The following is a 19,697-nucleotide window of genomic DNA, read 5'->3' as shown; positions in this document are numbered from 1 at the left end:
GATTTTTTTGGGGAAGTAATGCCGATATATTTTTTTAAACGCTGTCAAGACAAAATTGGCCATGAAATTCCCCCGCATTCATCATGATGATTGCAGGGGGTACAGGCATTTTCACTTAAATTTTTAATATCAGGAAAAAAAGGCATTATCATTCTTTTTCAGTCTTCAACGGGATGTTGTTGCCGTCAACATCCTCTATCATTCCATCAATTGTGCCCTCCGTATATGTATCTCTTATTTGTTCCTGCGTTATGGCCAAACCTTGTTTTAGGTCGGATTCGCTGCCGCTCTTTACAGGTTCATCATATGCTCCGAAGGTTGGGTTATTTTTCATTTTCTTGTCTTGACGTTTTGTGGACATTTCGTTTCCTCCATGAAAATTCGTTTTCCTTTATTATGATTCTTAATCGCTTCAAACATTCATCAAAAAACAGTTTTCTTTTTGGCGGCCGCTACATAAAGATTTCTTTCTCCAATTGTTCAGCATCAACCAAATAATATCCGTCGTCATCAACAAGAATAAGACCCTTCCGCTTCATCTGGTTAAGCGTTCTGCTAACGGTTTCACGGGAAGTTCCGATCATATTTGCCAATTCCCGATTCGTTAAATGGGTTGTCAAACGATAAAGTTTTCCTTGCGGCAGTGCATTCGTTTTTGTAAGCCGCAACAGCAACAATACGATTTGTTCATATGTATTATGAAGAATTTGCTCTTCTAACCGATTTTGCAAATCTATGATTTTTTCACTCATCACACGAAACAATTTGATGGACAATACCGGAAAGAGCATAAGCGTTTCCTCAAAATCTTTGATGGGAATGACAATTAATGTAGATTCTTCCATAACTTCTGCATGAGCAGGGTAAGATCCTTTGCAAAAAAATCCGGTATGGGGAAACATTTCTCCATTCTGCAAGATGGAAACAATTTGTTCTTTTCCATTTCTGTCCGTTTTATATATTTTAATCGTTCCTGAATGGATGAAATATACGTTTTCCAGCATGTCGCCTTGCATGAATACATACGATTTTGGTTGATAGGTACGTACTTGAGAGATAGCAACTATGGAAGTCAATTCTTCATCAGACAGTTCACGGAAAAGGGGAACGCTTCTTAATCTTTCAAACACCCAGCTATTTGTCATGGTATCACACCTTTTTTTCAACTTTGATTTTCGTTTCATATTATAGCGTTTCTTTACAAATGAGTCGTGTGATGTAAATCATAGTTACCAATAAAAATTAGGTGTCTAACATACTTAAGGTTTGGGGCAGACCACCTCATCCATTTGCGAATTACCGAAGCAATCACGGGGAAGATCCGCAGCAGCTGAACATTTGTCAAAAGAATGACTTTATCGTAAAAATCATTTCTTCCCTTTTACCGAAAAGTGTGATGGCTTTCACTTCGAAAATTTCACCTTTTTATATGATGAGAAGAAGCAGAGATATTTTTCATTTTAAAGAAAGGAGTTTGTATGTGATGATGGATTATGACCAAAACCCTTTTATTGTCATTTGGGAGTTGACGAGAGCATGTCAATTAAATTGTTTGCATTGCCGAGCCGAGGCGCAATATCATCGTGATCCCCATGAGTTGACTTTTCAGGAAGGAAAAAAATTAATTGATGATATTTTTGCGATGAACCAGCCGCTATTAGCATTTACCGGCGGTGATCCATTAATGCGGCCGGATTTATTCGCTCTTGCCGAATATGCTATTGAAAAGGGATTGCGTGTTTCAATCACGCCGAGTGCAACTCCAAATGTAACAAAAGAAGTGATGCAGAGGGCAAAAGATATCGGGCTTTCCCGTTGGGCATTTAGTTTGGACGGCCCGAATGCGGAAATTCATGATCATTTTCGCGGCACAAAAGGTTCTTTCGATTTAACGATGCAAGGAATCAAATATTTGCATGAATTTAAGATTCCTGTTCAAATTAATACGGTTGTATCACGCTACAATGTTCATGTTCTTGAAGAAATGGCGGATTTTGTTGAAAAACTTGATTGCGTTCTTTGGAGCGTTTTTTTCCTCGTACCAACTGGAAGAGGAAAACAATCGGATATGATTTCTCCTGCCCAACATGAACAAGTTTTTCGTTGGTTATATGAAAAGAGCAAATGTGTACCATTTGATATTAAAACGACTGCCGGACAACATTACCGTCGTGTCGTCTTGCAAGCCAAAATGCGCGAACAGCAAATAGATGGAAAAGAAATCCATTATGAAGATATTTTGTTTAAAGGGGCTACAGGGGAAGTGGACGGACTCGGCCGTGCTCCGAAGGGAGTAAATGATGGCAACGGTTTTGTGTTTATTTCCCATATTGGCGATGTTTACCCGAGCGGATTGCTTCCAATCAAAGCGGGAAATGTAAGACAAACACCACTGGCCGATATTTATAGAACATCACCAATATTTCAAAAATTGCGCAATCCAAATCTTTATAAAGGAAAATGCGGTGTTTGCGAATTTCGTTTTGTTTGCGGAGGCTCACGCTCAAGAGCGTATGCTGTGACAGGCGACTATTTGGAAAGTGAGCCTTATTGTGTATACATTCCTAAAGCGCTTCGCCAAAAACGGGAAGTTTAAACCGTTGGAAACGCAAGCGGTTTTTCAATTTGATTGAATGGGCAAAAATCGGAAAAACATTTTTGTTGAGGTGAAATTTTAACAATGATTTGGCAATCAATAATTATATGATAAAGTTCACAAACATTCCCCGCCTATTTTTATGGTACAGATGATGGCACCATTCATCTGTTTAGGAGGGGGATTTTGGTGAAACAAAAAGCATTACTGCCAGTCACCACTTTAGCCATGACATTTGCATTTGCCGTATGGCGAATTTTATCTCCGTTAGCAAGTACGTTCCAAGATATTTATAACCTGATAGCAACATAAAAAAGCATCTAAGTTGCCAACCCGTCTTGCAAGGTTCTGTCATGCGAATTCCACTCGGAATTTACTGACCGGTATGGCCGACGGTAAATGTATTCTTTGCTTTTATTGTTTTTAATTGTCCCATAGTTGGCGTCAGTTTTGCCAATTCTTACGGAATGACAATATTTTGAGCTTTTTCATTGGAATGGACGAAACGTCATTTGCGATTTCAGTTACATTTTTTTGGTTGACACCTCCGGAAAAACAAGGAACAGCGATTATCCCCTGCAGGAAGAAAGCATTTGTAAAAAGATTTTCCTGGAAGGGGATTTTTTTGGCTGGGAAACGATTAAACGAAAATTTTAAATGTGATGCCGTTTGTTTGGGAGCTGGAAGAAGAGCCAAAAACACCAAAATAATTGGGACTTCTTTCATAAAAAAAGCTGTCCCTTTCAGGAAAGGAACAGTCTTTGAAAAACGTTTAGGAAAGGAACCCTAGCTGCCTTAATGCTTTTTCGCTCATTCTATCAGGGGACCAAGGCGGATTCCAAGTGATTTGGACATTTACGTCTTGAATGCCTTCAATATCACGCAACGCGCGTTTCACACCGCCTGCTATTGAGTCGTGCAACGGACAGCCGGGTGTAGTCAATGTCATTAAAATGAATGCAGTTCCGTCTTTTACTTCAATCTTATAGATCAGTCCTAAATCAACAACATTAATTCCCAATTCAGGATCTAAAACGTTTTGCAGTTTTTCCAAGATCTTTGCTTTTATTTCCATTGTAACATCACCCTTTATATTTCAGTAAATCGTTCCCTCATTTTTTTATTTCAGCAATACAGAGCCAATCGTACAGGCAAATAATCCAGAAAACAGCACCATTCCTCCTTGAGCAAGATGAAATAGACCAGTACTTGAAGAGGCAAGAGCAGCGATCATGCCGATAAGACTCGCAACAAATAAACAGCATTCCATCACAATCCATTTTTCATTTATCATTTGTTTCAAAGTCGGCACTGCTTCTTTGCCGATTTTTTTGCTATACCGGTGTGTCCACCATAGAAAAGGAACAATTTTATATAAGTAGCCAATGATGCTTAATACAATCCAGCCGAACAGATAACAGTAGATGATGATGGAAAAGATGCGGGAATGGATTTCACTTTCAAAAGAAAAACCGGCCGCCGCTATATGCAGGATGACTCCAAAAACAATGGCCAAAAGAGCAAACAGAAAAGGTTTATCCAGTTTTTTCTTCATCCTTTTCTTTAAAATGGCAAACATATGGTATGCAAACAACCCATATCCGACAGCCATCAATTGAAGCCCTGCTGATAACAACCGGTCATTTGCCGTTATAAAACTGATGAAAGTTAACACAAGACCGCTTATATAAAAAATGTAGACATATCGGGCCGTGTTCATTGAAAAATGATGCGCCAATGAAAACATCGGAACCATTTTGTAAGAAAATCCGAAGATAAGAAGTGTAAACCAGCTGGAAAATCCCAGCAATATATGTGCTTTGAAAATCAAATCATGATCGATTAATTGTCTGCCGCTCCAAAAATGATAGGCAAGCGTCAATCCGAGCCCGATCGTTAGGAGCAAACAAATGAGGGCGGTACCAACAAATAAAGTGATGACCGTTCTTTTCTTCTGTTTTTTTAATGTCATGAACATCTGCCATAAAAACATTACAATCCCGCAAGTAAGAAGCAAGCCTGAAAATATAGCCATTTGAATATTAAAGGCCAGGCTGATGCTAAAAGATAGTATTCCTAATGACGTGACGACCATTTGGATAAAAGCGAATGCTTCATTCCATATCGGGGTTAAAAACACGACTGGAACAAGCTGATACATGGCTCCCATGGCTGTCATTAAAGCAAAGCCAATCACTAATAAATGGACAGCTGACAATACGACAGGAAGGCGCATTTCTCCGGTTGAAAGCTGACGAGTTGACAGAAATAAAAGAATTTGAGAAAGGAAAAACGCCAGCAAGCCAAAAATAATAAACGAAAAAGGGATTCGAATATTCGTTTCATAAGTATGATTAGCCGTCATCATCGTCATCCTTCTTTTCAATCGTTATTTCATAGCTTCCATCACTGCGCTTTTGCGTTTGATAGGTATAACCGAGATCGTCAAGCTGTTCAAATAAAAACATCGGGCGGCGGTCATTAATAATTTTCAACGCTTCTCCTTTTTTTAATTTTGCTAATGCCGTTAAAGTCCGCATCATCGGTTGTGGGGGCTCTAAGCCGCGATTATCCAGTATCATTTTTTCATTCCTCCGTTTTAACAAAGGTAATTTTCCAATGTTTATCCTCTATTTTTTCCGCTTGATAAGAAAACCCTTTTTTCTTCATGATAGGAAAAAGCGGAACAGGTTTAAACGGAGCGTGTAAAATAAATACATCTCCTTGTGCAAGAGGCTGAATGGCCGCCATGATTTTTTGAAACGGCTCTAATTTCTTCTTTAAATCTTCGCGAACATCTAATTCAACAGTTTTTCCCATCCATATTCTCCTTTCCATCTTTTTTATCAATGTTCATCATAGTAAAAACAATTCCCGCAATTTGTGATTTGCTTCACTTCATCGTCATCACTTTTGAAAAGTTTATGAATAATTGATTCGTGATGCCGTATTGGCATATATCCTTCCAATTGAGGGAAGGGAAGATGTTGCAACATCATTAGAAAATGTTTCAGTTTTCAATGAAAGATCGGTACCATTTCGCTAAGGATATTGTTTTGCTTGAAATAGAAAGGAGAGTGTGTGTTTTTAAAGCGGAAACAGCTGATGGCATGTAGGGAAATTTATTTCTTTGCTAATATGGTCAGCGGCCATTGTGCGAAAAATACGTCTAACCCGGACAAAGCGCTATTGCAAAAAGATCATTCTAACATTGAAAGTATGTCATTGACATCAAAAAGATGGTTGCCTGAAAAGTGTGCTAGAAGAAAAAAGCGGGGCGTAAACCAAGTTAATGCCATTCTCGAAAACGATTGAGAAGTTGTTCATCTATTTAGGTAGCTGGTATTTTTTCATCTTATTGTAAAGTGTAACTTGTGAAATCCCTAATTCTCAGGAAGCTTCGGATTTGTTGCCGGCGGTTTTCTTTAATGTTTTTCTATCAGTTGTTTTTCGATAGTATCTTTTTTTCAATCAACTTTGAGTTTTTTCGAGTCTGGACGGATTCTCGACAGGTGACCCGAAATGGAAAAAGCTAAGAAGATCCTGTTGATGGATGAACGGTTTTCTAATATAATAACCATTCTTTCCATCAAGTCGCCAAGCATTGGTACATTGTCCATAATGAAAACTGCTGATTCTATTATGAAAGCCTCCGTTTGCCGAAATCGTAAAATATTTTTTGTGTATCTATTTTGCTTTCTCAATTCATTATATAGAGCCCCATCATGTTAGCCATAAAAAAAATGATAAATTGGTAAAATGTATTCCAAATAGGTTTCTTTTTCAGAAAATTTTTTTTACAATTAATTTAACCTTTTATGATCATTCGAATTTATGTGACAGAGATCTCATTCTATTGTTTATCTTGTCTGTAACATATGAAGAATGAATGTATAAGGAGAGGAAGATGTTGCGAGATCAATGAACCGCCCTTTATTGAATTTGCGCATTTCGGTGACAGACCGATGTAATTTTCGTTGTGTATACTGTATGCTGAAATGGAAGGAAGACAGTATTCTTTTATAAAACGGGAATAACTAATGACGTTTCAAGAAATATATCGTTTGGCCAGCCTCTTTACGTTTAGGCATTCGAAAAATTCGTCTGACCGGGGGGGAAACCGCTCCTCCGAAAGGACATTGATGTACTAATATCGATGTTAAAAAATATTCAAGATCTTCAAGACGTTTCATTGACCATTAACGGATATTTTTAATATCATATGCCAAGCGTTTAAAAAAAGCGGGCATGAACCGGATCAATGTCAGTTTAGATGCTTTAAATAACGAAATTTTTTCTAAAATGAACGGAGGTAAAGCAAAGTCTGAGGAAATTGTTAGAGGAATTGAAGAAGCGGTTGCACAAGGTCTGGCGGTAAAGGTGAACATGGTTGTAAAAGGAATAAATGAGAGCGAAATTTTACCGATGGCTCGTTTTTTTGAAGAAAAAGGAATGACGATCCGCTTCATCGAATATATGGATGTCGAAACCTTAAACGGTTGGAAAATGGACGAAGTTTTGACGAGCAAAGAAGTTCATGATATGATTCACCAAGAAATACCTCTTAAACCAGTTCAGTCAACGTTTTTGGCGAGGTTCCTAAAAGGTATCGATACCGAGGTACGGATGTGGAAGGCGGTTTTATTTCTTCCTTATCAGGAGCTTTTTGTTATGATTGCACGCGAATGCGCCTATCAGCTGACGGTAAAAAGTATACATGCTATTTGCCTCAAACGGCGTTGATTTATTAGTTAAAATGCGAAAGGGAGCAAGCGGTGAAGAAATATTGGATGAGATCACCCGTGTTTGGCAGGCTCGGGACGATCGTTATTCCGAAGAAAGAGGAAGGATCAATGCTCTTTCTGCAAAAAGACGTGTGGAAATGTCTTATATTGGCGGGTGAGGTGTGATTGATGAGTGTATCTGAACATCGCAGCAAGGCAAATGGCCCTGTTCGCTGCAAAGTGATCACCGTTTCTGATACGAGAACGAAGGATACGGATAAAAGCGGTGCATTAATCATCGAATTATTAACGAGAGAACAAATGGAAATAATAGATTACGAGATTGTGAAAGATGAACGGGAAGCCATTCAATCTGCTGTGAAAGAGGCTTCTGAGGAAATTGATGTTTTTTTATTGAACGGCGGGACTGGTTTTACAAAACGGGATGTGACGGTAGAAGCGGTAAAAGAATTGCTTGACAAAGAAATGGTTGGTTTTGGGGAATTGTTTCGTTATTTAAGCTATAAAGAAATTGGAAGCGCATCCATGCTTAGTCGAGCACTTGCCGGTTCAATTGGACAAAAAGTCATTTTTTGCATGCCGGGATCGACAAATGCGGTTCGTCTTGCCATGGAAAAGCTGATTTTGCCGGAACTTCGCCATCTTGTTTGGGAGATGAATCGTCAGTGAACAAGATGATCGGGATTGTGCTAGCAGGAGGACAGTCGAAACGGTTTGGGCAACCGAAAGCATTTGCGAAAAGAAATGGAAAGGAATTTATTTTATATAGTATCGAAGCGCTGCAATGTATCACAAAAGACGTGGTTGTTGTCATACATCCTGAAATAGATACGAAATGGCTGCAAAGGAACCAGCTGACATATATTCAAGATCTCGAATTGTATCAAGGAAAAGGACCTCTTGCCGGCATTTATTCCGTTATGTCCCAATTCAAATCCGAATGGTATATCGTTTTACCTTGTGATACTCCTTTTATCAATGCGCATTTGTTGAAAAAATTACAATTATACAGAAATGACGGTTGTGAAGCGATTGTTCCTAGTGTTCACGGAAATATTCAGCCATTGATCGCCATGTACCATCATCGAGTGAAGGAAAAAATACGATGGCACCTTGAACAAAATAAGTTAAGCATGAAGCATTTTCTTCCAAGTATTCATACTAGATATGTTGAGATCAATGATGACGATGCTTTCATCAATATTAATACAAAGGATGAATATGACCAGTATATTGTTCATAATAACCTTTTTCCTCAAGCCTCCCTTTTCCAAAACAAAATAAATGTTCCTTGGTAGTATCGGGTGGGGGCAAGAAGGGTGGAAAGGAATGGGATCGTTGCGAAAGCCAATTCAAGTAGAGGAAGCAATCGACCGGGTGTTGGAAAAAAGCTATGAAGGTGAAATAGAGTATGTATCAATCGAAAACAGCTTTCATCGTGTGCTTGGTCAAGATATAACTGCTACAACGGATGTGCCTGGATTTGATCGATCCCCTTATGACGGATATGCTGTTTGGGCAGCATCGACCGAGGCCGCTTCAGCTTCCAATCCAGCAGTTTTGGAAGTCGTCGGGACTCAAGGAGCAGATTCTGTTTGGAAAGGATCTTTAAAACCTTTTCAAGCCGTTAAAATTATGACTGGCGCTGCCATTCCAGAAGGTGCAAATGCCGTCATCATGAAGGAATTAACACAGGAATTCAGAAAAGACGGAAAAACATACGTGCAAATAAAAAGAAAAGTTGAGGCAGGAGAAAACATCTCCCGCATCGGAGAAGATATGAAAAAGGGCAGTTTGCTTATCGAAAAAGGAACCGTGATCACTCCGGGAATATCCGCTGTTCTGGCAACGTTCGGGTATCATTACGTTCCGGTTATGAAGAGCCCAAAGGTTGTCGTCATAGCAACCGGGAGCGAATTGCTTGAAGTGTATAAACCGCTGGAAAAAGGAAAAATTCACAATAGCAATACTTATATGCTGCAGGCACAAATTTTCAGAGCTCACGGTGAACCGATTTTATACGGAATTGTGAAAGACACATTTCAAAATGTATTTCAAGCTGTTACAAAAGCAATGCAAATGGCCGACATTATCATCACAACAGGCGGAGTGTCAGTGGGCGATTTTGATTATATCCCAAAGGTGTACGAGCATCTTCAAGCCCAAGTTTTATTCAATAAAATTGGCATGCGTCCAGGGAGTGTTACCTCTGCAGCAGTTGTCGGCAACAAAATTTTGTTCGGCCTCTCAGGCAACCCTTCCGCTTGTTATGTCGGTTTTGAGCTGTTTGTCCGTCCGTATATAAGGGCGATGCTCGGACAAAAAAATTGTTATTTAAAACGAGCCCGGGCGATTTTAACGAAAGATTTTTTAAAGCCGAATCCGTTCACGCGCTTTGTGAGAGCAAAACTGTCCTATCATGATGGAAAGCTAGTAGCTGATCCGATTGGAAGGGACAAATCAAATATTGTTTCATCCTTAATTCATACTAATAGTTTAATTGTTTTGCCTGGCGGAAGCAGAGGATTTCAAGCAGGCAGTGAAGTTAACGTGCTGTTAATCGAAGATGAAGAAGGAGCCTCCAGTTGGCTATGATGATTTTACAAGTGGTAGGGCATCAAAACAGCGGAAAAACTACGCTAATTGAAAAATGCATCAAAGAGCTGACCAATCATGGGATAAAAGTCGGTACTTTTAAACATCACGGTCATGGTGGAAAACCGGATATTCCAAAAAAAGATACGTATCGGCATTGGGAAGCTGGTGCTGTTGTTTCGGCGGTTCTAGGGGAAGAAACTTTGCTGTTGCAAGCTGAAATAAAAGCGAATGAACATTTTTCGAACATTATGGAACTTTACCGGCATTTTTCAATTGATGTATTGATTATCGAAGGATTGAAAAAAGCTCCATACCCGAAAATTGTCTGTATCCGTGATGAGAAAGATCTTCATCTGCTTGATTTATCAAATGTGATCGCATCGATTAGCTCGATCCCTTTGAAAGAAAAACATTCATTTTTTATTAAAGATGAAGATTTGTATATCAGCTGGATCGTGAACTATGTAAAGGAGAAGCTGTTGGAAATGAGACAATAATGCCATTTTATATTATATTTGGAGGGATAATTATGTTTCAAATTGTGAAAGAACCGATAGATGTTTCACGTGTCATCGAAGCTGTTGTGGATCGAAATGCCGGAGCTATCGTTACATTTATCGGAACTGTAAGGGAATTGACAAAAGGAAAAAAAACATTGTATTTAGAATATGAAGCATATGAATCGATGGCTCAAAAAAAACTGGAACAAATCGGAGCTGAAATTAAACAGCAGTTTCCGAATGCTAAGGTTGCCATTGTCCATCGTATCGGACGATTAGAAATTACGGATGCCGCGGTCGTCATCGCCGTATCTACTCCTCACCGCGCTGATGCTTATGAAGCAAACCGTTATGCAATCGAGCGGATTAAAGAAATGGTACCGATATGGAAGAAAGAGCATTGGGAGGATGGCTCATTGTGGATCGGCAATCAGCAAGAAACGATTTCTTATGAAAAAGGCATTCCAAAGGAGATGAAGTCATGATCCGAATTTTATTTTTCGCCCAACTAAAAGAGCAGCTGAATAAAAAGGAGATGACATTGCCATATCAAGAAATAACTGTTAAACAACTCCGCGAACGGTTGGAAAAAGAATATTCACTGCCCGCCCTATCCTCCGTCCTTTTTGCCATCAATGAAGAATTTGCTGCAGAAGATGACATCATTCGGGATGGGGATGTTGTCGCCCTTATTCCGCCGATGAGTGGAGGTTAAAAACATGAAGAAGCTGACTCACTTAAATGAGCAAGGAAGGGCAAAAATGGTAGATATTTCAGAGAAACAGGAAACAGTCCGTACTGCACATGCCATCTCAAGTATTCTTGTTTCAAAAGAAGTGTATGAAAAAATCACAAGCTCACAGGTCAAAAAAGGAGATGTTCTGTCAGTAGCGCAAGTAGCTGGAATTTTGGCCGCCAAACGCACGGCTGACATCATTCCAATGTGCCATCCGATTGCTTTAAAAGCGGTGGATATTCAATTTGAATGGAAATGCGACGAAAACAAATATGAATTAATGATCCATTCATTTGTGAAAACAAAAGGAAGCACAGGGGTTGAAATGGAAGCATTAACTGCTGCGAGCGTCTGCGCCTTAACCGTGTATGATATGTGCAAAGCAATCGATAAAGGAATGGTCATCGGCCAAACATATTTAATGGAGAAAACAGGCGGCAAAAGCGGTGACTTCCGCCGTGAACTATAACTTTTATAGGTAATTGATCATTATAGAAAAGAATTTTTAGCTGCAGAAAGAAACTAGTTACCATGAAACCAATCAACTTACTCTGTCTTTAAATAAAAGGACGCCAAGCTGAAAACTACAAGGAAAGAGACACTTTTGAAAAAAGCATGATCATATCAAATGTTTCGCAATCCGGGCTCTTGGAACTGGAAAAATTTCTAAGGAGCCCTGTACATATTTTTCATTCGGCATATAAGAGCTTCTTCATTATCGATGAAGGGCTGCTTAAGCGTTGTGGACAACGAGCTTGTCGGGGTGTTCTCGTACCGTCCTATAACCGCCTCGTTGCCGTCTGTTTTGATTTATGTCATTCTTTCTGAACGATTCAATCAGCTCTATTTCACAAGTTATTCTATTGTTTTAAGGAAAAAATTTTATCATATCGAGTTGAATGCTTTTGCATCCCGTTTTGCAAAAAAGGCCAGGGGCTTATGAAGTGTCTAGTGCCCCAAAATTGTTGGATTGCTGAGGCAGATGGATAAACCGAAAGGTTAAGGACAAATTTTTTTTAAGCTCCTCTGATCATTTCTCCAAAGCAGGGAAGAAAACTGCTTCAAGACGCAAAATGTCGATCTTCATTAAGCCCTCATGATTAAAAGGCGTTTTCCTTTCAATAACATTGATTTTCCGCTTCGTAAAAAATTTTACAAAATGCTCCAAATACGTTAAAATTTCATTCAAAAAGCTTTTTTTATTTAAAACAAGAGGTATAAAATTCAAATTTTTTATCTTTTTTCCATTCCTTTGAGTAACTGTAAGCTTCCATTTCTTTTGTTCCGACATTAAATGATATAAAAAATTTTCAGTGGTTTGCTGCACGAAATAAAATAAATAAGAGTGCCAAGCTTTTTATAAAGAGCATTCCTGTTAGAAGTTTTTTCGGGGACTTGAATAAAAAAAGCCCTCTTGGTATGATTCGGGGGTGTCAATCAACCGAATTGACCCCTAATTTGGATACCAAGGAGGACTATACATGAATTCTATCTCAAACAAGAAGATTAATCAAGTCACCGATCAAACGCTGGTTGTTGGGATGGATATTGCAAAGAAAAAACATTATGCCTGCTTTGTGGATGAGCGAGGGAGGGTGTTAAAAAAGCCGTTTCCCGTTCCGCAATCTAGAGAAGGATTGGAATGGTTGTACCAGTGCATCGTGGAAGCCATGAAGGAATTTGGAAAAACCGAGGTGATCGTTGGCATCGAGCCAACGGGACATTATTGGCTCAATCTCGCTTACTTTCTTGACGAGAAGGGCATTCCTCTCGTCATGACAAACCCGATGCACGTGAAGCGCTCCAAAGAGCTGGACGACAATCTTCCAACCAAGCATGATGCGAAAGACGCGCTCGTCATTGCCCGGTTAGTGAAAGACGGCCGATTCAGCTATCCGCGCATTCTGAAAGGGATGGAGGCCGAACTGCGCGTGGGAGCGACATTTCGCTCCAAATTGGTGGAAGAACAGGGAGCGATTCGAAATCAAATGATTCGCTGGCTTGATCGATATTTTCCGGAGTTTTCCCAAGTCTTCCTGTCATTTGGGAAAATGGCGCTCGCGGTGCTGGAATATACGCCATTTCCGAGTGATCTGGCAGGAAAAGAACTAGAAGAGGTGCTGGCCCTTTACCGGAAAAGTGAGGGATTACAATCGCCACAAAAACCGAAAGCGAAGAAGTTGATGGAATTGGCCCAACACTCCATTGGCGTAACGGAAGGACAACAGATGGCCCGTATCGAAATTGCCACGCTTGTCCGCCGATACCGCCAACTGGAAGAAGAAATCGAGGCACTGACAGAGCAGCTGATCGAACTCGTACAGACATCGGTCGAGTACGAATGGTTGAAGACCGTTCCGGGCTTAGGCGATGCGACCATCGTAGAACTGTTATCAGAGATCGGGAGTTTCTCCCATTATCAGGATCCGCGGCAGCTTATCAAATTAGCGGGCCTGACGCTGCGGGAACATTCCTCCGGCCAACACAAAGGGCAAAAACGGATCTCCAAGCGTGGAAGAAGGCGGTTGCGCGCCCTTCTGTTCCGGGTGATGATGCCGATGATCCGCCACAACGAAGCGTTTCGGCAGCTGCACGACTATTACACGACACGTCCTGATAATCCGTTGCGGAAGAAGCAATCGATTGTGGTGTTATGCGGAAAATTATTGAAGGTATTGCACGCTGTATGTACGAAGCACCAAGCGTTCGATGCGAAGCGAATGATGCAGGACATCTTTGGCCTCGAAACGGCTGCTTGATGCCTATAGTCTCGATTCTCTAGACAACAAGGATGACACGGAGAAGCTGGCGCGATATCATCCATTCGACCTTGAGTCCCTAAAGGAGCTTAGCCGGCCTCTGCCTGATGACTAGACCGAACGAAGGAATGTAGGCACAAGGATGCCAAGAGACATGGGAGGGTTCGTCATCATCAGCGATGCAGAGATCCACGGTGCATCCCATACGCTTCCCCCACTACAACCAAATTTAACCAGTAGTGGCCGCGAAGCGTACCCAGTCAATGTAAGATATACACATATTTAAGAAATAATGTTAGAAACTTTGTCGAAAAATATTTTTTTGACACCCCTGAAACGGCTACAACCGTTGATATATCAACATTTATAGAGGGAGGGAAGTGTTTAATAAGTATAATGGTTTGAATCATTTGCAACTTTATTCATAATCAAAACAGGGGATTTCGCTTTTTATGAAGAAAGGGCTGTTTTACATGTTTCACATCAAAAATTTACGATACAAAGATATTCTATACATTGACGAGTTGAAAATTGAAGAAAAACAAGTAACGTGCATCATTGGCCAAAGCGGGGGAGGAAAGACAACACTTTTAAAAATGCTCAATCACATGCTGTCGCCAGATCAAGGAGAAATTGTTTATAAAGGCCGGTCATTGTTTGAATGGAATCCAATCTCTTTAAGACGGGAAGTTGTGATGCTTTCACAGCAGCCAGTAATGTTTGAAGGAAATATTCGAGAGAATTTGAATTTCGGCAGAATTTTATCTGAAAAAGAGCCTATTGACGATGAAAAGTTGAAAGAAGCACTAAAATTTGTGTGCTTGCAAAAAAAATTAGAGGATGACGTAGAACAATTGTCCGGCGGAGAAAAACAAAGACTTGCACTAGCCAGAATTTTTCTAATGGATCCAGAAGTTTTTTTATTAGACGAGCCAACCTCTGCGCTAGATAAAGGAACTGAAGAGAAAATCATGGATGCATTCATTCGTTATTCAAAGGAAAAAGAAAAAACGGTTATTATGGTAACACACTCAGATACAATACCAAAAACATATGCAGATAAAGTTATTACGATAAATAAACCAACAGGTGATAATCAATGAAGCAAGAAGTTATCAACATCGAATTTTGGAGGCTCTCGGCAGCATATTTATTTGTTCTTATTTTAATATTGCTTGTAAAAAAACGAGAAATTAAACGTGAAAAATTAATTGTCCTTTCAACTGCCAGGATGACGATTCAACTTGTGCTAGTCGGATACATATTGATGTATATTTTTAAAAATCCTTCACCTTGGATTGTTTTATTGGTGCTTTGTTTCATGGAATCGTTTGCCGTTTATAATATATTTAAACAGCTTCATAAGCCTTTATCGAAAAAATTGAAGCTGGTCATTGTGCTGTCAATGGTTATCGGCTCTCTCGTCAGCCTGTTGTATTTTAATCTAATCGTCATTCATTTTAAGCCTTGGTATGAACCTCAATACTTTATCCCGATTGCCGGAATGTTTATTGGAAATTCAATGATCGGTATAACGCTAGGCATGAAAGAAATGATCGAAAATTTTGCTACCCAAAAGAATCTGATTGAAGGGGCGCTCATGTTAGGTGCTAAACCCGATGCAGCAACAAAACCAATCGTAAACTCTGCATTTGATTCAGCTATTTTGCCGACTATCAATAACATGGTCGGTATGGGGATAGTGTTTTTGCCGGGAATGATGACAGGTCAAATCCTTGCAGGTACAAGCCCTTTAGTTGCAATCGAATATCAAATTGTGATTTTGATCGGTATTGCCGGAAGTGTAGGGATTTCATCTTTTTTATCACTGCAATTCGGCTACAAAACATTTTTTAATGATCGCTTCCAATTTATACCACAAAATGGAAAAGAGAAGTAAAAGAACGGCAAAGAGCGGCAATAATTCATTGATTTTGCCGCTCAAATCATGAGGATGAGGGTATGAGTGGAGTTTTTTAAAAACATAAATATATTATGTAAACTTAGAAGAAGATGAATGAACGGACTTCGGGATATAGAACAAACAAAAATGAAGCGTTAATAAAAATAAATAAATCATAATCCAAAATTAATCATGGAATGAATTTAAACACGCAGCAAATCATAACGAATTTTTAAGATCAATTAATTAAATTGCAATGTAAATTTACAATTTAAAAAGAAATTCATTAAATGCAATTAAAATACAATTTGTTTCATTTTTTTATTTCGTCTCATCACAACAAGTAATCTCTTTAGTGAAACAAGATCCATTTATAACTTCCTATAATATATATTATGTAAACTAAAATTCGAAAAATATAAAGCAGCTATTGACTACTTAACTGCCCTTTCGTTAATTTTATAAAATTCTTCGTTAAATGATTTGTCATGTTTTAACAACCATGTATAATACGTTCCTAATGTAATTCAAGCAGTTCCACATGCTCGATGAATGCAATAATTTTTTTTTCGATATTCATCGATAAAAGCTTTTTACTTTCTGCAACAGCATGTTTTGTCTTTAATTTTGCGTTTTGCAATGTTTCTGTATCCAAATTTTGATCCGGGAACACTTCAAATTTGCGTTTTAAGTACAATCCTTTGTCATGAGTCGTAAAATTCCTTAATGGTTTTTCGGCTGCTCATATATAAACGAATATGATTTTCTTTTTTAGTTAAGTTTACTTCAAATCCACATGCTTTTAAATGATTCTCCAATGCAGTTACAATAACTTTTCTATAAATCTCTATCACCAATGCAACAAGCATTTCAAAGGAATCTGAACTAGAAAAAAATTAATTTAAGTTATTATTGTTGATGTATTCACAATATTTATTTAATTATCTGGTTAAGAAAGTGAACATCGTTAAAAAGCAGTTAATTTAACAAACCGATCGACTTGATTTTCTTAGATTTCATGCATTAATATTCAACCCGCAAATTATAACACCGCGTTTTCCTATTAGAAAATCCGATTAGATGAATTATTATTCTAAATCATCGTATTCATGAGGAGTACTTACAGCTAATTTATAACGATAATTTAAATTTCCTGGTTCTTTTTGATACAGTTCTTCATATAAGCGCAATGCTTCCACGTACTTTTTCATGTATAAGAAAATTCTTACTTTTTACTGCTGTTGCAAAGCTTTCATGGTGTGTATCCTTAATGGTTACTCCTTCAAATTCGAGGATTTCTTCAGGGGGGGTTCATTTGTGTCGTGAATTTATGAAGTTAGAATCTATTTGATTAATGCAATAGTGTTGCCTTAACCTTTTTTTCTTTTATTCGCAGGATGGTTGAGGTTCTTAACGAAAATTCCTTTCTGCATCCGTTTGGACATTCTTTTCATAAAGTTCTTCTGACCTTCTTCTTGAATACTTTGGTGATAGATGGGCTTCTACTGCTATCTTGAACATATTGAAATTGTAGAGCGTGCAAATTTGAAACATTCGAAGAAATGGATTTTACTCCTTCTATCAGTAGAGCATTCTTTACATCATGAGCGTTTATTTTGAATGACGAAATGAACTTTTTATTTGGGAAAGTTTATTTTGTAAGTTTGCGTGATCACGTTTCATTTGACTAAGACGATTCGTTACAACTTTTTTTCCATATCCATGTGGTGCGGAGGCGATTAATATTACATTTTCTTTATAATTGTTCATTTGAGAGACCTCCTAACAGCATTTTGATAAAGTAACAATAAGAATATCCTTTTGATTCAAGTATAGCATTAAATATATTCTCTTGGTAAGCCTTCAGTTTATAATAATCCCACTCTCCTAGCAGGGGCAGATGAAAGCAAAATACATAAGTCTTTACCTTAAACAAGAAATAGCATATTCTTTTTTCCAGTGAATAGTATAGCTTTTCATTATGATTATGATCATTATATGTTTGCACAACGTAAGAAGAAGCATCATCTAATGAAAAGTTCTCAGGAGTTGTTAATCCATCATATTCTTTGCAAATCATCTGTTCATCTCTTTTTTCGTAAAGAGTTACGGCTTTACAGTCCATTAATGCTCCTATAGCTTCTTGTTGGTACTTTGTATTTGTAGAGTAAATATTGCAGCCGACCATCTTAGATCGTAAAAGCGCTAATAGCCTTCTCCAATTTGTAATTTGCCCATTCTGCAATAAACTTATGAATTCAAGTGATAGTTCATAAAAATCCCCGTATAATTCTACATGTTCTAAGCTCCGTTCTATTTCAGAACGAATATTTAAGTATTGAAGGCTTTCTTTGAAAAGAGCTGAAAGATAGCTTTTTATGTTTGAAAGAATTTCGACACCTAATGAGCATTTTTCGAAATATATCCCTTTTTGTTCTGCATCATAAAGAAAGTACCATACGTAATTTTCGGCAATATGAGGCTCCTCTTTAATATTTTCGCTTATAAAATTCAACATTGAATCCGGTTCTTTACCGTGTTCCCTTAAATACTGTACTAACGATTGTTTTATTTGAGGTCTGATCGTCCGAAAATAGGTATCAAGAACTATATCGTGAACATACACGATAAGACGTTTATTTTCGTGATATGCACGTAAAAATTCAAGGTGAGTAACAGTTTTCCCTTCATCCTCTAAGAATGTTCCTGCTTTATCCGCGATAAATAGTAGAAAGATATCACTTCTTGATACGTACTCCAAACAAGTTCGGATGGCATCTTGATGAATATATCGCATACTATCTTCAAAGCGAATAGGTTCATGCCCCATATTTTTTAATTCTTCAAATACAGCGTTTCGGATAGAGGAAAGAGCATCTTGTGCAACAGAACTTATAAAAATAGTAGTTCTATCCATATTACAACACCACCTTACTTTTTAAACAACCTCCCGTGAATCTATTTGATTAATCGAACATTGTTGTCTTAACCTTTTTTCTTTTATTCGCAGGATGGTTGATGTTCTTAACAAAGATTCCTTTCTGTATTTAGCTTACGACAAAAGCTGCTAAATTCCTCCGCTTCCAATGATAAGTTTTTCTTCATAAGAGCGATTAAAAATCACTTCAAATGAGAGAAAGAGCTCCGTAATCTGAACGCTTACCTCTAAATATCGCTTCATTCGAGCATTAAAGATGTAAATTTTAGGGTACCTTGGTACTTTAAACAAACGACTACCTGTTTTAATCCGATAGATATCGAACGCACTTGTTCCAACGGGGAGAAAATACATTCAAATCATATACGAAGGTATATGACCAAGTATGGCGTACCACATAAAATAAGTTTGCTATTAATTCTGCCTTTCACATATTTTCATTTTCATAACTTTTTCGTTAGGGATGTATTGGAAATTTCATCTATCAATAGTCTTATCATTTGATTATTTTCATATTATTCTAAAAATAAAACGATTAGGAGAGATTATGGATGAATACTTATTTTATTGCCGGTCACGCCAAACTTCCGACAGGGATGGCGGCCAGAAGTGTTTATGAAACTTTAACGATTACAGCAGAGGTTGATAAATTATATGGTGTGATTGTGGATGCTTCCTGTACGCTTGCTACCGAACACGGCAGAGAATATATTTCCAGGCTTTTGAAAGGTCATAGTTTGCGCAACGGCATTGAAAAGCCGTTGGAAGAGTTAAAGAATGGTTATTTAGGAAAGGCCAATAATGCCCTAATTGCCGCATTAAAAGATCTGCATAAACAGTATGAAGCTATCAATTAATAAGCAATAAGGGGATCGGATGCAAAATGGAATCCGATCCTGCTATCGATTGGTACCTAACTATC

At 38.3% G+C, this 19,697-nt stretch carries 23 protein-coding genes and 1 pseudogene; 14 read left to right on the top strand and 10 right to left on the bottom strand.

All coding sequences use genetic code 11. From position 1 onward, the window contains the following. Positions 1–148: 148 nt before the first annotated feature. Positions 149–361 carry a YozQ family protein gene (locus NSQ41_RS09565; RefSeq protein WP_339192851.1) on the bottom strand — a complete coding sequence of 71 codons (213 nt, stop codon included), beginning with the start codon at positions 359–361 and terminating at the stop codon, positions 149–151. A 91-nt stretch (positions 362–452) separates the two neighbouring features. Further along, positions 453–1,145 (bottom strand): Crp/Fnr family transcriptional regulator, encoded by a 693-nt coding sequence (locus NSQ41_RS09560; RefSeq protein WP_130156977.1) that lies wholly within the window; start codon positions 1,143–1,145, stop codon positions 453–455. A 338-nt stretch (positions 1,146–1,483) separates the two neighbouring features. On the opposite strand from NSQ41_RS09560, the gene NSQ41_RS09555 reads away from it, so the two are divergent. Both NSQ41_RS09555 and NSQ41_RS09550 read left to right on the top strand, forming a co-directional pair. Continuing rightward, complete coding sequence (locus NSQ41_RS09555) at positions 1,484–2,596, top strand: TIGR04053 family radical SAM/SPASM domain-containing protein (protein ID WP_339211570.1); 1,113 nt, start codon at positions 1,484–1,486, stop codon at positions 2,594–2,596. A gap of 189 nt (positions 2,597–2,785) precedes the next feature. Beyond that, the gene (locus NSQ41_RS09550) at positions 2,786–2,908 is read left to right on the top strand and encodes a hypothetical protein (RefSeq protein WP_257790151.1); all 123 of its coding nucleotides are present in this window, start codon (positions 2,786–2,788) and stop codon (positions 2,906–2,908) included. A gap of 460 nt (positions 2,909–3,368) precedes the next feature. On the opposite strand, the gene NSQ41_RS09545 is transcribed toward NSQ41_RS09550, so the two are convergent. Genes NSQ41_RS09545 through NSQ41_RS09530 form a run of 4 tightly spaced genes read right to left on the bottom strand, consistent with a single transcriptional unit; the run spans position 3,369 to position 5,416 of the window. Then, positions 3,369–3,671 (bottom strand): metal-sulfur cluster assembly factor, encoded by a 303-nt coding sequence (locus tag NSQ41_RS09545; RefSeq protein ID WP_063387670.1) that lies wholly within the window; start codon positions 3,669–3,671, stop codon positions 3,369–3,371. Positions 3,672–3,716: 45 nt separating this feature from the next. Further along, positions 3,717–4,964, bottom strand: a complete 1,248-nt coding sequence (locus NSQ41_RS09540; protein ID WP_339211568.1) for a hypothetical protein — start codon at positions 4,962–4,964, stop codon at positions 3,717–3,719. Next, positions 4,951–5,178 carry a DUF2249 domain-containing protein gene (locus NSQ41_RS09535; protein WP_063387668.1) on the bottom strand — a complete coding sequence of 76 codons (228 nt, stop codon included), beginning with the start codon at positions 5,176–5,178 and terminating at the stop codon, positions 4,951–4,953. Before NSQ41_RS09535 ends, NSQ41_RS09540 begins: the two co-directional genes overlap by 14 nt. A gap of 4 nt (positions 5,179–5,182) precedes the next feature. Further along, positions 5,183–5,416 carry a DUF2249 domain-containing protein gene (locus NSQ41_RS09530; RefSeq protein WP_063387667.1) on the bottom strand — a complete coding sequence of 78 codons (234 nt, stop codon included), beginning with the start codon at positions 5,414–5,416 and terminating at the stop codon, positions 5,183–5,185. 1,101 nt (positions 5,417–6,517) lie between these two features. Here NSQ41_RS09530 and moaA point away from each other — a divergent pair. The 11 genes and pseudogenes from moaA to fetB all read left to right on the top strand — a co-directional run bounded on the left by moaA (position 6,518) and on the right by fetB (position 15,834). Next, positions 6,518–7,499, top strand: a pseudogene (gene moaA / locus NSQ41_RS09525) (GTP 3',8-cyclase MoaA). A 10-nt stretch (positions 7,500–7,509) separates the two neighbouring features. Further along, entirely contained in the window at positions 7,510–8,010 is a 501-nt protein-coding gene (locus tag NSQ41_RS09520) for a MogA/MoaB family molybdenum cofactor biosynthesis protein (protein WP_130156971.1), read from the top strand. Between the two features lie 5 nt (positions 8,011–8,015). Beyond that, complete coding sequence (locus tag NSQ41_RS09515; RefSeq protein WP_339211611.1) at positions 8,016–8,639, top strand: molybdenum cofactor guanylyltransferase; 624 nt, start codon at positions 8,016–8,018, stop codon at positions 8,637–8,639. 31 nt (positions 8,640–8,670) lie between these two features. Beyond that, positions 8,671–9,936 carry a gephyrin-like molybdotransferase Glp gene (gene glp / locus NSQ41_RS09510; RefSeq protein WP_339192849.1) on the top strand — a complete coding sequence of 422 codons (1,266 nt, stop codon included), beginning with the start codon at positions 8,671–8,673 and terminating at the stop codon, positions 9,934–9,936. Next, a complete protein-coding gene (gene mobB, locus NSQ41_RS09505; protein WP_201108594.1) occupies positions 9,933–10,436 on the top strand; it encodes a molybdopterin-guanine dinucleotide biosynthesis protein B in 504 nt (167 codons plus the stop codon). The genes glp and mobB overlap by 4 nt, the downstream gene beginning before the upstream one ends. Positions 10,437–10,468: 32 nt before the next feature. Beyond that, positions 10,469–10,924 carry a molybdenum cofactor biosynthesis protein MoaE gene (locus NSQ41_RS09500; protein ID WP_130156967.1) on the top strand — a complete coding sequence of 152 codons (456 nt, stop codon included), beginning with the start codon at positions 10,469–10,471 and terminating at the stop codon, positions 10,922–10,924. Next, positions 10,921–11,154, top strand: a complete 234-nt coding sequence (gene moaD / locus NSQ41_RS09495) for a molybdopterin converting factor subunit 1 (RefSeq protein WP_063387661.1) — start codon at positions 10,921–10,923, stop codon at positions 11,152–11,154. Before NSQ41_RS09500 ends, moaD begins: the two co-directional genes overlap by 4 nt. A gap of 4 nt (positions 11,155–11,158) precedes the next feature. Beyond that, positions 11,159–11,644, top strand: coding sequence for a cyclic pyranopterin monophosphate synthase MoaC (moaC, locus tag NSQ41_RS09490; RefSeq protein ID WP_327874036.1), 486 nt, complete (start codon positions 11,159–11,161; stop codon positions 11,642–11,644). Positions 11,645–12,656: 1,012 nt separating this feature from the next. After that, positions 12,657–13,934, top strand: coding sequence for an IS110 family transposase (locus NSQ41_RS09485; protein WP_339196343.1), 1,278 nt, complete (start codon positions 12,657–12,659; stop codon positions 13,932–13,934). Positions 13,935–14,407: 473 nt separating this feature from the next. After that, positions 14,408–15,037 carry an ABC transporter ATP-binding protein gene (locus tag NSQ41_RS09480; RefSeq protein ID WP_339211610.1) on the top strand — a complete coding sequence of 210 codons (630 nt, stop codon included), beginning with the start codon at positions 14,408–14,410 and terminating at the stop codon, positions 15,035–15,037. Further along, complete coding sequence (fetB, locus tag NSQ41_RS09475) at positions 15,034–15,834, top strand: iron export ABC transporter permease subunit FetB (RefSeq protein WP_063387658.1); 801 nt, start codon at positions 15,034–15,036, stop codon at positions 15,832–15,834. The genes NSQ41_RS09480 and fetB overlap by 4 nt, the downstream gene beginning before the upstream one ends. Before the next feature lie 520 nt (positions 15,835–16,354). Here fetB and NSQ41_RS09470 read toward each other — a convergent pair. The 4 genes from NSQ41_RS09470 to NSQ41_RS09455 all read right to left on the bottom strand — a co-directional run bounded on the left by NSQ41_RS09470 (position 16,355) and on the right by NSQ41_RS09455 (position 18,754). After that, positions 16,355–16,477 carry a hypothetical protein gene (locus NSQ41_RS09470; protein WP_339211566.1) on the bottom strand — a complete coding sequence of 41 codons (123 nt, stop codon included), beginning with the start codon at positions 16,475–16,477 and terminating at the stop codon, positions 16,355–16,357. A 448-nt stretch (positions 16,478–16,925) separates the two neighbouring features. Then, complete coding sequence (locus NSQ41_RS09465) at positions 16,926–17,048, bottom strand: hypothetical protein (RefSeq protein ID WP_339211564.1); 123 nt, start codon at positions 17,046–17,048, stop codon at positions 16,926–16,928. A gap of 400 nt (positions 17,049–17,448) precedes the next feature. Beyond that, on the bottom strand, positions 17,449–17,607 hold the full coding sequence (locus NSQ41_RS09460; protein ID WP_165381934.1) for a hypothetical protein: 159 nt from the start codon (positions 17,605–17,607) through the stop codon (positions 17,449–17,451). Next, entirely contained in the window at positions 17,594–18,754 is a 1,161-nt protein-coding gene (locus NSQ41_RS09455) for a DUF4062 domain-containing protein (protein ID WP_339211562.1), read from the bottom strand. The genes NSQ41_RS09460 and NSQ41_RS09455 overlap by 14 nt, the downstream gene beginning before the upstream one ends. A 572-nt stretch (positions 18,755–19,326) precedes the next feature. On the opposite strand from NSQ41_RS09455, the gene NSQ41_RS09450 reads away from it, so the two are divergent. After that, the gene (locus NSQ41_RS09450; RefSeq protein ID WP_339211560.1) at positions 19,327–19,632 is read left to right on the top strand and encodes a DUF3870 domain-containing protein; all 306 of its coding nucleotides are present in this window, start codon (positions 19,327–19,329) and stop codon (positions 19,630–19,632) included. The last annotated feature ends 65 nt before the right edge of the window (positions 19,633–19,697 follow it).

The organism is Aeribacillus sp. FSL K6-8210, assembly GCF_037963925.1.
In the GTDB taxonomy this organism is placed as follows: domain Bacteria; phylum Bacillota; class Bacilli; order Bacillales; family Aeribacillaceae; genus Aeribacillus; species Aeribacillus composti.
This window is presented reverse-complemented; position numbering and strand designations above follow the sequence as displayed.